The following is a 14,521-nucleotide window of genomic DNA, read 5'->3' as shown; positions in this document are numbered from 1 at the left end:
ATGATAGCACGATGACGGAGGATCGTGCAAACCCGGCGCCGGGCGGAGGCCTTGGCAAGGGCATTCAATCCCTTACGGGGCGTAGGATCGAGGCGATCCTCGCGGTCTGAAGAAGTGGCTTGAAAAGGCCCGAAATGTACCGTTCGGAGAATTTTCCCGCAGCGACCGAGTGGCGAGCCGAACGCCGCCTTTTTACGGGTTGACCTTCCAGCAGCGCGGGGCGAAAAAAATCCGCGCACATGGCGCGGATTCCGGTGATGCAGCCTGAAACGCGAAGGCGTCCAATCACGCCGACGGCGGCACGTACCCCTGCGCCGTGTCCGCGCCTTCGCCGAAGAAGAACTTTTCGGTCTGCTTCATCAGATATTGACGGGCGCGCGGATCAGCCATGTTCAGGCGGTTTTCGTTGATCAGCATGGTTTGCTGCTTCAACCAGGCCTGCCAGGCTTCCTTGGAAATGCTTTCGTAGATCCGCTTGCCGAGTTCGCCCGGCAGCGGCGGGAAATCGAGGCCTTCGGCTTCCTTGCCGAGCTTCGCGCATTGAACCATACGAGTCATGCTGTGCTTCTCCTGTGTCGAGCGGAGTGAGTGCTTCAGCACTTCCTCCGGTCCCGTAAAAAAGGGTTGTTGTGTCGATGCCGTGACGGGCAGCCGCTATATAGGGCCGCTCAGAGCTGTTTCATCAGCACGAGCGACTTGCGCTGCCAGTTATAGAGTCTGCGGCGGTCTTCGGGCAGGTCGTCGACCGTGACCTTGACGAAGCCGCGTTTGAGAAACCAGTGTTCGGTACGCGTGGTGAGCACGAAAATGCGCGTCAGGCCGCGCGCCCGCGCGCGCTGCTCGATGCGCTTCAACAGCCGCTCGCCGTCGCCGGTGCCTTGCGCTTCGGGGGCGACCGTCAGGCACGCCATTTCGCCGATGCGCTCCTGCGTGTACGGATACAGCGCCGCGCAGCCGAACAGCACGCCATCGTGCTCGATCACCGAGAAATGGTCGATGTCGCGTTCGATCTGGTGACGCCCGCGCCGCACCAGCGTGCCGTCCGATTCGAGCGGCTCGATCAGCGCCAGAATGCCGCCGACGTCGTCCGGCGTGGCTTCGCGCAGGCTTTCGAGATTCTCGTACGAGATCATCGTGCCCACGCCGTCGTGCAGGAACAGCTCGAGCAGCAGGCTGCCGTCGAGCGCGTAAGGGATGATGTGCGCCCGCGCGACGCCGCCGCGGCAGGCGCGGATCGAGTGTTTCAGGTAGAAGCCGGCGTCGCCGGTGACTTCGCCGCTTTCATGCAGCTTGTAGGCGTCGTCGAGCGACAGTTCGCGCACCAGTTCGGGACCGTCTTCGCCGGCTTGCATCAGGCCCGGCGTTTCGGTCAGGAACACGATCTTGTCGGCGCGCAGCGCGATTGCCGCGGCGGACGCCACGTCTTCCATAGCCAGATTGAAGGCCTCGCCGGTGGGCGAGAAGCCGAGCGGCGAGAGCAGCACCAGCTTGCGGCTTGCCAGCGAATGGCGGATCGAATCGGCGTCGATCTTGCGCACCACGCCGGTGTGGGCGAAATCGACCCCGTCGAGAATGCCGACCGGCCGCGCCGTCACGAAGTTGCCCGACACCACGCTGATGTGCGCGTGCGCCATTGGCGTGTTCGGCAACCCCTGGCTGATCGCGGCCTCGATATCCAGACGTACTTCGCCGGCCGCTTCTTTCGCGGACTCCAAAGCGCGCGCGTCGGTAATGCGCATGCCGTGCGAAAACTCGGATTCCACGCCGTGCAGGCTCATCTGCTCTTCGACCTGCGGCCGCGAGCCGTGCACCAGCACGATCTGGATGCCCATTGCCTGCAACAGCGCGATATCGGACACGAGCGCATTCAGGAGCCCCTGATGCACCACCTCGCCGCCGAAACCGACGACGAACGTCTTGTTACGGAACGCATGGATGTAAGGGGCGACTGAGCGCATCCAGTCGACGAATTGCGCGTGCTGTGCGAGGTTTTCCGTTGCTGCGGCGGGGGCCGGAGCGCTCGCGGGCGCGGGGACGAGGTCGGTTTGGGAATTCATGCCGGGGATTATAATGCGCCCCCATGTCGAATGTACCCAAAAGTCCCGCTGCGGCGAACGAGAATCCGGCGCCGGCCGCCGATCAGGCAAAGGCCGGCGAAGCGAAGCGCCGCAATGCGCAGGACGCCGAACGCAACGCGCCGCAAACGGCGCGCGAGCCGCGGCGCGCCGCGGAAAATGCGCCGGCCTCGGCGCAGAGAAATAATCCGCGCCGCGAGTCCGGCGGCGCGCCGGCGAAAAAATCGCCGGGAGCAGGCGACGCCGAGCGCGGCGCGAACCGCCGCGAACCGCAGCCGCCGCAGTCGCCGCAGTCGCCGCGTCCGCCACGCGCGCCGCGCGCCCCGCGTCTCGTCGAGCCCAATCCGATTCCGCCGATTACCTATCCGGAAGCGTTGCCCGTTTCGGGCCGCCGCGAGGAAATCGCGAGAGCCATCGTACAGAATCAGGTGGTGATCGTCTGCGGCGAGACCGGCTCCGGTAAAACCACCCAGTTGCCGAAAATCTGCCTCGAACTGGGCCGCGGGCTCGGCGCGGGCGGCTCCGGTCTGATCGGCCACACGCAGCCGCGCCGGATCGCCGCGTCGGCGACGGGCCGCCGCATTGCCGAAGAGCTCGGCACGCCGTTTGGCGAAGTGGTCGGCTACAAGGTGCGCTTTACCGACAATCTGTCGCCGGGTGCATCGGTCAAGCTGATGACCGACGGTATCCTGCTCGCCGAAACGCAAACCGATCCGCTGCTGAAAGCGTATGACACGCTGATCATCGACGAGGCGCACGAGCGCAGTCTGAACATCGACTTTCTGCTCGGCTATCTGAAGGAAATTCTCGTCAAGCGTCCCGATCTGAAGTTGATCGTGACCTCCGCGACAATCGACGCGGACCGTTTCGCGCGTCACTTCGGCAGCGAAGACAAGCCCGCGCCGGTGATCGAGGTGAGCGGCCGGCTTTATCCGGTCGAGGTGCGCTACCGGCCCGTCGCGGAAGACAGCCCCGCCGTGAAAGCGGCGCAAGGTGATGGGCCTGCTGCGCAACGCGGCGGCGACCGGCCGAAAACCCAGCGCGAAACCGATCGCGATCTGATGGAAGCCATCGTCGACGCCGTCGACGAACTGTGCCGTGAAGGTCCGGGCGACGTGCTCGTGTTCCTGCCCGGCGAGCGCGAAATCCGCGACGCCGCCGAGGCGCTGCGCAAGCACCATCCGCCGCACACGGAAATTCTGCCGCTGTTCGCCCGTCTTTCCGCGGCCGAACAGGAGCGCGTGTTCCGCACCTCGAACGCGCGGCGCATCGTGCTCGCGACTAACGTCGCCGAAACCTCGCTGACGGTGCCGGGCATTCGCTACGTGGTCGATACCGGACTTGCGCGCGTGAAGCGCTACTCGTATCGCAACAAGGTCGAGCAGTTGCAGGTCGAGTCGATTTCGCAGGCCGCAGCCAACCAGCGGGCCGGCCGTTGCGGCCGGGTCGCCGACGGCATCTGCATTCGCCTCTACGAGGAGAGCGATTACCAGGGCCGCGTGCGTTTTACCGATCCGGAGATTCTGCGTTCGTCGCTGGCCTCGGTGATTCTGCGCATGAAGTCGCTGCATCTGACGGCGATCGAAACGTTCCCGTTCATCGAGCCGCCGCCGGGCCGCGCGATCGCCGACGGCTATCAGTTGCTCAACGAACTCGGCGCCGTCGACGACGACAACCAGCTCACGCCGCTCGGCCGCGAACTCGCGCGCCTGCCGCTCGATCCGCGCGTCGGCCGGATGATTCTGGCCGCGCGCGACCAGCAGGCGCTGAAGGAAGTGTTGATCATCGCGAGCGCGTTGTCCGTGCAGGATCCGCGCGACCGGCCGATCGAGGCGCAGGAGCAGGCCGATCAGGCGCATCGCCGGTTCGCCGACGAGCGCTCGGAATTCCTGCAATGGCTGAAAATCTGGAACTGGTTCGAAGAAGCGATCACGCACAAGAAATCGAACAGGCAGTTGCACGAGGAATGCCGCAAGAACTTCCTGTCGCAACTGCGTCTGCGCGAATGGCGCGATGTGCATTCGCAACTGCTGACGGTGGTGCGTGAACATGGCTGGCGTTTGAACGAAGCGGAAGCGACTTTCGAGCAGATCCATCTCGCGCTGCTGACGGGTTTGCTCGGCAATATCGGCCTGAAGGCCGACGACGAACCGTATTACCTCGGCGCGCGCGGCATCAAATTTTATCTGTGGCCGGGCTCGGCGCTGGTGAAGAAAGCCGGCAAGTGGGTGATGGCCGCCGAACTGGTCGAGACGAGCCGGCTGTACGCGCGCTGCATCGCGAAGATCGAGCCGGAATGGATCGAGAAGATCGGCCCGCATCTGTTGAAGAAGTCGCTTTCCGAGCCGCATTGGGAGAAGCGCGCGGCGCAGGTGTCGGCATTCGAGCGCGCGGTGCTGTACGGTCTGCCGATCTATCACCGGCGGCGCGTGAGCTTCGGCAAGCAGGATCCGGCGCGCGCCCGCGAGCTGTTCATTCGCGGTGCGCTGGTGGAAGGCGAGTTCGATACCAAGCTCGCGTTCTTCGCGCACAACCGCAAGCTGCTTGCCGATATCGAACAACTCGAACACAAGTCGCGCCGCCAGGACGTGCTAGTCGACGACGAGCTGATTTTTGCGTACTACGATCAGGCGCTGCCGAAGGGCATTTATACCGGCGCGTCGTTCGAGCGCTGGTATCGCGACGAGGTGAAAAAGAGCGGCCAGCCGGAAGACAGGCTGCGCCTGCTGTATCTGTCGCGCGACGATCTGATGCGGCACGAAGCCGCCGGCGTGACGACCGACCTGTTCCCGAAACGCATGACGATGGCGGGCGTCGACATGGCGCTCACGTATCACTTCGAGCCGGGCTCGCCGCGCGACGGCGTGACGCTCGGCGTGCCGCTGTATGCGCTGAATCAGGTCGACGCGCGGCGCTGCGAATGGCTCGTGCCCGGCATGCTGAAGGAGAAGACGCAACTGCTGCTGAAGTCCTTGCCGCAAAAGCTGCGCCGTCACTGCGTGCCGGTGCCGGAGTATGCGGCGGGTTTCGTCGACCGGCATGGCGGTGCGCGCTTCGGCGCGGGCGGTTTGCTCGAGTCGCTGATCGCCGATATTCGCGAGCAGACCCAGGTCGCGATGAAGCAGTCGGACTTCAAGCTCGAAACGCTGCCGCCGCATCTGTTCATGAACTTCAAGATCGTCGACGAGCATGGGCGTCAGCTCGCGATGGGCCGCAATCTCTCACAACTGCGCGCCGAACTCGGCGGCCAGGCGCAGCAGCATTTTCAGAAGATCGCGTCGAGCGCGGCGGGCGCGGCGTTGGCGGACGCGGGCGGCGGTGGTGTCGCAACGCCGTCGCAGGCGTCCGGCCAGGCAGGCGCAGCGGCGCAGCGAGGCAAGGGCGGTGCTGCGCTGCCGGGTCCGCAGAGCGCGCCGCAAGCCGGCGCGCAGGGCACCGCATTGTATGAAAAGCTGACGACGTGGAACTTCGGCAAGCTCCCCGAGCTGCTTGAAATCCGTCGTGGCGGCCAGACGCTGTTCGGTTATCCGGCGCTCGTGGATCGCGGCACGCATTGCGACGTGGAGGTGTTCGATTCGCCCGACGAAGCCGCGCGGATTCATCGCGCGGGATTGCGCCGGCTGTTCGCGTTGCAGTTGAAGGAGCCGATCAAGTATCTGGAAAAGAATCTGCCGGGCTTGCGCGAAATGGCAATGCAGTTCATGCCGCGCGGCACCCAGGAAGAGTTGCGCGATCAACTGATCGATACCGCGCTCGACCGCGCCTGTCTGCAAGACCCGCTACCCGACGACGACGCCGGTTTCCACACGCGCCGCGACGAGGGCCGCAGCCGCCTGACGTTGCTGGCCCAGGAAATCGCCCGGCTGGTCGGGCAGATTCTCGGCGAATACGCGAGCGTGACGAAAAAGCTGGTGCAGGCGAAGTCGTTCACGGCGGCGCATGCGGACCTGCAGAATCAGCTCGACGGGCTGATCGGCAAGCGCTTCGTGGTCGACACGCCGTACCCGCAACTGGCGCATTTCCCGCGCTATCTGAAAGGGATCGCGCTGCGCATCGACAAGCTGAAGGCCGACCCTGCACGCGACGCCCGGCAATTCGCCGAGTTCCAGCCGCTGCTCCAGAACTATCAGCGCGCGGTGGCGCAGCGCGGCGGCGTGCTGGATCCGCGCCTGTCGGAATTCCGCTGGCTGCTGGAGGAACTGCGGATCTCGCTGTTCGCGCAGGAATTGCGCACGCCGATGCCGGTTTCGGTGAAGCGCCTCTACAAGGTGTGGGAGTCGATGCAGCGCTGATCGCCGCTGATCGCCGTGGCGAGCGGATTGGCTCGCGCGGCGCGCAAACACGCTCTCTCACCCGCGCGGATAAAAAAAGCGCGCGACGCCATGCCTCGTGAGAATGACGCCGCGCGCGAAAGACGTGGGCCTTTTTCGGACCCGCGCCCGGGACACTCGCTTCACCGATACCCGGGCCACGGCAGGGGCGGCTTTGGCCCGGGCTCGTCGTGTCAGTTCGGCCTGGTTCGGCTTACCAGTGCATGCCGGCACCGATCGACGCGCCGAACTGGCCGCGCGAATCCGTGGTGCCTTGCAGCTTGTAGACCCACTTGCCCGTTTCCGATAGCTGCGACACGCCGATGGCGAATGCCGACTGGCCGGCATACGTGCCGCCGGCCATCGCGACCATGCCGTGACCCGGCAGGACCGCCTGCGGCAAACCGGCCATCGCCATTGCGGATGCCGTGCCGCCATATGAGTCGCGGCGGGCGGAGCGGATCTGGTCGTCGGTATAGCTGTTCGCCTGGCTGAGCGCACCGCTGACGCTTTGCTGCAACTGGTTGACGTTGACGGCGTCGGTGCCTTGCACGCCGGCTGCCACATTGGTGATCTGGCGTTCCTGACCCGCCGCGCCGACCGATACCGTGTTCGCCCGATCCGCGATCGAGCCCTGGCCCAACGCGACCGAGTTGTCGGCGCCGGCATTCGCCGCCGCGCCGAGCGCGGTGGCGTTGTTGCCGCCGGCAAGCGAACCCGCGCCGATGGCGATGGCGTTGACGCCGGTGGCCTGCGCGCTGGCGCCCATCGCGACGGCGTGCGTGCCGGATGACACGGCGGCTTCGGTATCGCGATTGCCTTGTGCGCTGAAGAACGGATCGGCCGCATCGACCGCAGCGTTGTTGACGGCGCCGGCGATGGCCTCGTTCAACTGATCCACGTTGACCGCATCGGTTCCGGCGACGCCGGCTGCGAGGTTGTGAATCATGGTGCCGCCGCTCGCCGCGTTCAGACCGGCGGCGAAGCTGGGGATGACGGTGCCGCCGCCCGTGTTGTCGCCGCCAAGCGTGACGCTGTTGCGGTTCACGCTGCCGTCGGCGTTCCGGTCGTACATGACCGCGCCGTCGAGTTTCGCGGCGGTCGCCGCGCCTTGGGCGCTCACGGCTTTCAACTGCGCGACGTTGACGGCGTCGGTATCGGCGGCACCGGCCGCGACGTTCGTAATCGCGCGTTCTTTGCCGGCGGAGCCCACGGAGACGGTGTTCGCGCGGTTGGCCACCGAGCCCTGGCCGAGTGCGACTGAGTTGGCGGCCACCGCGTTCGCCTGACTGCCGAGCGCGGTGGAATTCGCAGCACCGGCGCCGGCCTGATAACCGAGCGCGGTGGAGTTGGCGGCGATTGCGCCCGCCTGATAGCCAACGGCGGTGGAACCGTCCGCCTGAGCGATCGCGAAGCCGCCAACCGCCGTACTGAAGTTGCCGTTCGCCTGCGAACCCGTGCCGACGGCAACGCTCGCTTGTCCCGCAGCGAGCCCCGAGCTGCCGATGGCGACCGCGTTGGCGCCGGTGGCCGATGCGTCGTCGGTTCCGTCGTTCAGGCCGTTCGCCTTGACATAGCGCGAAGCGTTTGTGCTAACAGCCTGCAACTGGCTCAGGTTGACGGCGTCGGTCGCCTCAGTGCCGGCTGCGACGTTCGTGACCTGACGCTCGTGGCCCGCGGAGCCGACAGAGACGGTATTGGCGCGGTCAGCCACCGAACCCTGGCCCAAGGCAACCGAACCGTCAGCGGATGCGTTGGCGTCACGGCCGATCGCAAGCGAGTCGGCGTTGTTGGCGACGGCGGCGTAACCGACAGCGATGCTGCCCGCCGACGCTGCGGATGCATACGCGCCGAGCGCGGTGGCGTCGGTTCCCGTGGCCGCGGAATTGGCACCGAGAGCCGTGCCGTTGTCGAGGGTGGCCTGTGCGAATGCCCCCAATGCCATTGCTCCCACGCCGTTCGCGAAGGCCCGATTGCCGATCGCGGTGCTGTAGTCGGCCGCCGCAAGGGCCAGATTGCCGCCCGCGAAGGCGCCGGTGCCGAGCGCGCTCGACAGGTAGCCGATCGCGACCGAACTCGTGCCGATCGCCCTTGCCTGCGCGCCGGTCGCGACCGCATTGTCGCCTTCGGCGTCGGACTGAAGGCCTGTCGCGGTCGCTCTGTCGCCCAGCGCGGTCGCCTGCACGCCTGTCGCAATCGAGCCGAAGGCCTGCGCGTTCGACTGCACGCCCGTCGCAATCGAGAAGGTGCCTGCCGCCGTGGCCTGAAAACCCGTTGCAATCGAGCTTTCGCTCAGCGCTTGCGCGTTCATGCCGAGTGCTATCGCATGGACGCCTGAGGCGAGCGCCTGCATGCCGTGCGCAATGGAATAATCGCCCGCCGCCTGTGCGCCGATACCCTCTGCAATCGAGCCGCGGCCTGTAGCCGTGGCATTCGCGTCCGTAGCAGGATTGAACGGAGCCGCGGCGAAATAGATGGTGGCATGGGCCGCGGGTGCGGCCGCCGCCAACACCGCCAGCGTCAGCACCGCCCGCGCGATGGCTTTCCTGCGACCCGCCGTTCGCCTTGTTTTCAATTCTGCCGGCGCCGCTTCCGCCAGCCACGTTTCCGTCGCTTTACACCAGACCAATGGGTGATTGAAATACATTGTTTTAGAAACTCCGCGGTATTGCGTGAATGGACGGCGCATCAATGCGGGGAGCTAATAAGAATTCATCGCCCTGATAAATTGCGCAAAAATAAGACGCCCGCGGGATTCGGTTTTCCTGCTGGCGCCCTGGTATTTTTTGCGCGCATGAATCGCCCGCGTCATGCCTGCGTCCACGGGGTTGGTTACGTGGGCGATGAGGCTGCGGGATTGTCCAATCCCGTGAAAGGCAAAGAGATCAGTCAAATCCGAAGTCAGCGAGGAAAATTCTTTTTGTGCGCGTAACTGTCGATTCAGCGGTGTGGGAAAATAAATTAAACAAAGAATGGTCGCAGTTATTCTGGCAATTATGTTTTTAATTTGAGCGTATTCTTGTATTTCGCCTATCTCGAATGAGATTCGAGACTTCAGGCGTGGTGATCATTGCCAGCCGTTTCAGAACGACGTGAGCGAGGATCGCGCCGGGCCGCTAGCCACGCGGCGCCCGAGGTCATGGTGCCCCTGATTTCTCTTGTGTGCGAACAGCGACCTACGTCAACCGCTGGCCCCGGCAAACGTTCTACAATGACAGCTGTTCTCCGAAGTGAGTTTTCATGCGCAAATTTTTTCTTCCCGGCTTGACTGCCACGTTCGCCGCGGGTGCGGCGCTGGTTGCCGCCGCAGGTTTTTTTTCTCCGGCCGCCCACGCCAACAACGTGATCGTGCTCAATTCCGGCGAAGCCACGCTGAGCCTGATCGACGAGACCACCCGTCAGGTGGTCGGCACGGTGCCCACGGGCAAGGAACCGCACCATCTGATGGCCACGCCGGACAATTCGTCGTTGATCGTGGCGAATTCGGTGTCGAACAATCTGATGTTCGTCGATCCGAAAACCGGCCAGGTGCAGCGCTGGGTCGAAAATATCGAAGATCCGTATCAGATCGGTTTTTCGCCTGACCGCAAATGGCTGGTCACCACCGGCCTGCGTCTGGACCGTCTCGACATCTATCACTACGACGGCCAGAAGAACCAGATGACGCTGGCGTCGCGCCTGCCGCTCGCGGTCATGCCGAGCCACATGGCGTTCACCACCGACAGCAAGACGGTTTTCGTCACGTTGCAGGTGTCGGGCGAACTGGCGGCGATCGATCTCGCCACGCAGACCGTCAAGTGGAAGATGAAAGTCGGCAAGGTGCCGGCAGGCCTGTGGATGACGCCGGGCGACAAATACCTGCTGGTCGGCATGACGGGCGCGGATTACGTCGCGGTGGTCGACTGGCGCAACCAGAAGGTCATCAAGACGATCCACACGGGCAACGGCGCGCATAACTTCCGCTCGCTGGCTGACGGCAAGCATGTCGCGGTGTCGAACCGGGTGGCGAGCACCATCAGCATCATCGACGAAGACGCGCTTACCAACGTCGGCGACATCACGGGTTTGATGCCCGGACCCGACGACATGGAACTTTCCGCGGACAAACGCTATCTGTGGGTTACCTTCCGCTTCGCGAAGCATGTCGGCATCATCGACCTGACAACGCGTAAGCTGATCCAGACGATTGCCGTGGGCCGCTCGCCGCACGGCATCTATTTCTTCAATCGCGCGCCGGTCACGGCGCCGAACGGCGCCTGAGGCAGGGACTCATGCCGCACCAGGCGAACCGTCACGGATGAAGTAACAGACCAGCACCATGTTCCATCTGATCTTTTCCTCCCTCGACAGCTTTGTCTCAGCCGTGCAGACGCTGCTGTACGTCGACGTGGTGCAGCCGCTGCTGTTCCGCTTCAATCTGATGGACTACGACGAAGACACTTACGACAGCCTGTACTGGGTGATCGTGGGCGTCTTCGAAGTGCTGGCCATGTACGCGATCCTGCGCCCGCTCGAAGCATTGCGTCCGGTGGAGCAGTGGGAGAACCGCAAGGCGGTGCGCGTCGACGTGATCTACACGTGGATCGCCAAGCTCGGCATTCTCAACCTGTTCTTTTTCTTCGCGCTGCAGCCGTTCTTCGACAACGTGCAGGCGTGGCTGCGGCTGCACAACATTTCGAATATCGAGTTCGACAATCTGTGGCCGGGCGTCACCACACAGCCGCTCGTCACGTTCGTGATGTATCTGCTCGTGCTCGACTTCGCCGGCTACTGGTATCACCGCTGGGAACACCGGATCGGCGTGTGGTGGGAACTGCACGCGGTGCACCACAGCCAGCAGCAGATGTCGCTGTGGTCCGACGACCGCAACCATCTGCTCGACGATCTGCTACAGGCTTCGTTTTTCGCGGTGATCGCGCTGGTGATCGGCGTGCCGCCGTCGCAGTTCGTCGTGCTGGTGGCGATCACGAATCTCGCGCAAAGCGTGCAGCACGCGAATATCCGCTTGTACTTCGGCTGGCTGGGCGAGCGTCTGCTGGTCAGCCCGACCTTCCATCGCCGCCATCATGCAATCGGTTATGGCCATGAAGGCTTGAAATACGGTTGCAACTTCGGCGTGCTGTTTCCGTGGTGGGACATGCTGTTTCGCAGCGTCTCCTGGAGCCGCGACATGGAGCCGACCGGCATCAGCGATCAACTCGAAGGCCGCCGCTACGGCGAGGGTTTCTGGGCGCAGCACTGGCTCGCCTTCGTGCGCATTGCCGGGCGCCTGTCGCCGAAGCGCCGCACCGAAAGTAACGACGCCGCCGCCGTTTGAGCGCGCATCCTCCCACGCCGCCGGTTTCCCCGGCGGCGCGTCACGTGGTTTATCCTGTTCACTTTTGCGCACGCCGCGCAGAAAGTCCCCTTGGGGGACGGGCGCCGGGCCGCCTCGCCGGTTCGTCGCGCGGCTCTTTCTGTTCCATCGTTTCGTTTACCGGCACTAGCTCGCATGAATGATCTGTTGCGCTCGTTCGGACGCGCGCTCGCAAGCGCGCTCCACCCGCGCATGCTCTGGCTGACCTTCATGCCGTTTCTCGCGGCAACGGTCGGGTGGGGCGTGATCCTGTGGTTTTCCTGGCAGACGCTGATCGGCGCGACCCGCACCTGGCTCGAAGGCTGGTCGTTTACGCTGACGCTTTATCATCTGTTCGACTGGCTCGGTTTTGCGGCGCTGCACGCGGCGATCGCGCCGTTTATCGTGATCGCGATGGCGATTCCGCTGATCGTCGTCACGGTGCTGCTGCTGATCGCCACGCTGTCGATGCCCGCCGTGATCCGCTTCCTGTCGGCGCGCCAGTTCCCCAGCCTGGAAATGCGCCGCGGCGGAACGTGGTACGGTAGCCTCGCGCAGGCGTTGTGGACCACGCTGGTGTGTCTGGTGCTGCTGATCGTCACGCTGCCGCTGTGGCTCGTACCGCCGTTCTTCGCGCTGATTCCGCCGCTGCTGTGGGGCTGGCTCACCTATCGCGTGATGAGCTACGACGCGCTCGCGCTGCATGCCACGCGTGACGAGCGGCGCGCGCTGGTGCGGCGCTTCCGCCTGCCGCTGCTGCTGATCGGCATTGCCAGCGGACTGCTGGGTTCGTTGCCCACGCTGCTGTGGGCGTCGTCGGTCTGGCTGATCGTGCTGTTTCCGGTGGTCACGGCCGTGACGATCTGGATCTATGCGTTCATCCTCGTGTTTTCGGCGCTGTGGTTCGGCTACTACTGTCTGCGCGCGCTGCAACGCATGCGCGCGGAAGAGCACGGCGGCGTGCGGCACGCGGCGCCGGTTCCCTACTGATGAATTACTGACTAAGCGAAAGAGGCGGCAATGGCATTTGGCGTCATCATCATCGGCGATGAGATCCTGTCGGGCAGGCGGATCGACAAGCATCTGCCGAAGGTTATCGAATTGCTCGGCGCGCGTGGGCTGCCGCTCGGCTGGGCGGAGTACATCGGCGACGACCCCGAGCGCATCACGGCGACGCTGCGGCGCACGTTCGCCTCGGGAGACATCGTGTTCTCCACGGGCGGCATCGGCGCCACGCCGGACGACCACACGCGTCAATGCGCGGCGGCCGCGCTCGGCGTGCCGCTGGAACTGCATCCGGAGGCCGCGAAGCTGATTCAGGAGCGCATCCGCGACATGCATCCGGCGAACGCCGCGGCGCCGCTCGATCTGGACTCGCCGGAAAACCGGCATCGCCTGAATATGGGCACCTATCCGCAGGGCGCGTCGATCATTCCGAATGGCTACAACAAGATCCCGGGTTTTTCGATCCGGCAGCATCACTTCGTGCCGGGTTTTCCGGTCATGGCGTGGCCGATGATCGAGTGGGTGCTGGATACGCAATACGCGCATCTGCATCACGCCATGCCGCACGCGGAGAAGTCGCTACTGGTGTTCGAGTTGCCGGAGTCACGCCTCACGCCGCTGATGGAAAAGATCGAACGTGATTTCCCGGGCGTGCGGGTCTTCAGCCTGCCGAGCGTGGGCGATGCGGAACGCGGCGGCGTGTATGCGCGGCATCACATCGACCTGGGCGTGAAGGGCGAACCCGAAGCAGTGGCGGCGGCATTCGTCAAACTGCGCGAGGGCGTGCATCTGCTGGGCGGCGATATCGTGGAACCCGAGGCGGCGGCAGCCGCCGCGGCGAAACCGCGCGCCTGAACCGCGCGGCATACGTTCAGATCTGTTCGGGCGCTGCGGCGCCCGTTTTTCATCGCGCCCGTCGTCCGTCTGGAGGTGGCATCGGCGCATCATCGACGTGTCACATTCGGCGCAGACGATGTTCTCGTCTTCACGCGCGAGCCTCTACAAGGCGTTCTTGAACCGGTTTTCGACGAGCCGGGCGGCACGCGGCAATCAGGCAGGAGCCAGGCAGAGGCAAAGCAACGACCGGGCAGCGACCAGGCAGCAGCCAGGCAACGACCAGGCAGCAGCCAGGCAACGACCAGGCAGCGACCAGGCAGCGACCAGGCAACGACCAGGCAACGACCAGCAGCAATCAAGCCGCAATCAAGCCGCAATCAAGCCGCAATCAAGCCGCAATCAAGCCGCCACGCGCCTAGGCGCCAATCCACGGCAACCCGCGAAAGCACCATCCCGACACCGTCTTCCGATGCCCCTGGCCGTCCTTGTCGCCTTCGAAGCCTTCCAGCAGGTCGTACGCCTTGTTGAAGCCGGCCTGGGTGGCCGCGATCGCGGCGAGCTTGGAGCGCGCCGCGCTGCGGCACAGGAACAGAACCGGTGTGTCGGGTGTGGCGACCTGGTTCAATTGCTGGAGGAATTCCTGATTCGGCACCGCGCCCGGATAGCGCGTCCATTCCACGTGCGCGTACTGTCCGTCGCCGATCACCGGCCGGCCGACCCAGTCGAGTTCGGCGCGGGTGCGCACGTCGACGAGGCGTACCCGTGGATCGAGTTGCAACAGTTCGAACGCTTCCGCGGGCGATACCGCGCCCGCGTACGGCAACTGGTTCTCGGCGCGGCGCTTGTCCGCGGCTGCGTATAACTGTTCGAGCGTACTCATGAGCGCATCTCTCCTTCGGACCAAATGACCATTTTAGCGCGCGGCGTGAAGCGCGCACGCATGCCGCGAACGGCGGCGA

General features: G+C 64.6%; 9 protein-coding genes. 5 read left to right on the top strand and 4 right to left on the bottom strand.

Going from position 1 to position 14,521, the window contains the following annotated elements:
* Positions 1 to 285: 285 nt before the first annotated feature.
* Both BXE_RS14425 and argA read right to left on the bottom strand, forming a co-directional pair.
* Positions 286 to 558: an oxidative damage protection protein gene (locus BXE_RS14425; RefSeq protein ID WP_007181244.1), complete on the bottom strand. Its 273-nt coding sequence runs from the start codon at positions 556 to 558 to the stop codon at positions 286 to 288.
* A 110-nt stretch (positions 559 to 668) separates the two neighbouring features.
* Positions 669 to 2,057 (bottom strand): amino-acid N-acetyltransferase, encoded by a 1,389-nt coding sequence (gene argA, locus BXE_RS14420; RefSeq protein ID WP_011489016.1) that lies wholly within the window; start codon positions 2,055 to 2,057, stop codon positions 669 to 671.
* Positions 2,058 to 2,080: 23 nt separating this feature from the next.
* Between argA and hrpA the strand changes: the two genes are divergently transcribed.
* Positions 2,081 to 6,367: an ATP-dependent RNA helicase HrpA gene (gene hrpA, locus BXE_RS14415; protein ID WP_011489015.1), complete on the top strand. Its 4,287-nt coding sequence runs from the start codon at positions 2,081 to 2,083 to the stop codon at positions 6,365 to 6,367.
* Between the two features lie 232 nt (positions 6,368 to 6,599).
* On the opposite strand, the gene BXE_RS14410 is transcribed toward hrpA, so the two are convergent.
* Entirely contained in the window at positions 6,600 to 9,032 is a 2,433-nt protein-coding gene (locus tag BXE_RS14410) for a YadA family autotransporter adhesin (protein ID WP_011489014.1), read from the bottom strand.
* A 593-nt stretch (positions 9,033 to 9,625) separates the two neighbouring features.
* Here BXE_RS14410 and BXE_RS14405 point away from each other — a divergent pair.
* From BXE_RS14405 to BXE_RS14390, 4 genes are all read left to right on the top strand, one after another.
* A complete protein-coding gene (locus BXE_RS14405) occupies positions 9,626 to 10,645 on the top strand; it encodes a beta-propeller fold lactonase family protein (protein ID WP_011489012.1) in 1,020 nt (339 codons plus the stop codon).
* Positions 10,646 to 10,703: 58 nt separating this feature from the next.
* Positions 10,704 to 11,702 carry a sterol desaturase family protein gene (locus BXE_RS14400; RefSeq protein WP_011489011.1) on the top strand — a complete coding sequence of 333 codons (999 nt, stop codon included), beginning with the start codon at positions 10,704 to 10,706 and terminating at the stop codon, positions 11,700 to 11,702.
* Positions 11,703 to 11,876: 174 nt separating this feature from the next.
* Positions 11,877 to 12,710: an EI24 domain-containing protein gene (locus tag BXE_RS14395; RefSeq protein ID WP_007181250.1), complete on the top strand. Its 834-nt coding sequence runs from the start codon at positions 11,877 to 11,879 to the stop codon at positions 12,708 to 12,710.
* A gap of 30 nt (positions 12,711 to 12,740) precedes the next feature.
* A complete protein-coding gene (locus BXE_RS14390; protein ID WP_011489010.1) occupies positions 12,741 to 13,580 on the top strand; it encodes a competence/damage-inducible protein A in 840 nt (279 codons plus the stop codon).
* A gap of 397 nt (positions 13,581 to 13,977) precedes the next feature.
* On the opposite strand, the gene BXE_RS14385 is transcribed toward BXE_RS14390, so the two are convergent.
* The gene (locus tag BXE_RS14385; RefSeq protein WP_011489009.1) at positions 13,978 to 14,442 is read right to left on the bottom strand and encodes a rhodanese-like domain-containing protein; all 465 of its coding nucleotides are present in this window, start codon (positions 14,440 to 14,442) and stop codon (positions 13,978 to 13,980) included.
* Positions 14,443 to 14,521 lie beyond the last annotated feature (79 nt).

Origin of the sequence: Paraburkholderia xenovorans LB400 (genome assembly GCF_000013645.1) — a bacterium.
Classification (GTDB): Bacteria; Pseudomonadota; Gammaproteobacteria; order Burkholderiales; family Burkholderiaceae; genus Paraburkholderia; species Paraburkholderia xenovorans.
Note: the sequence above shows the minus strand (reverse complement) of the source record. Positions and strands in the feature narration are given on the sequence as shown.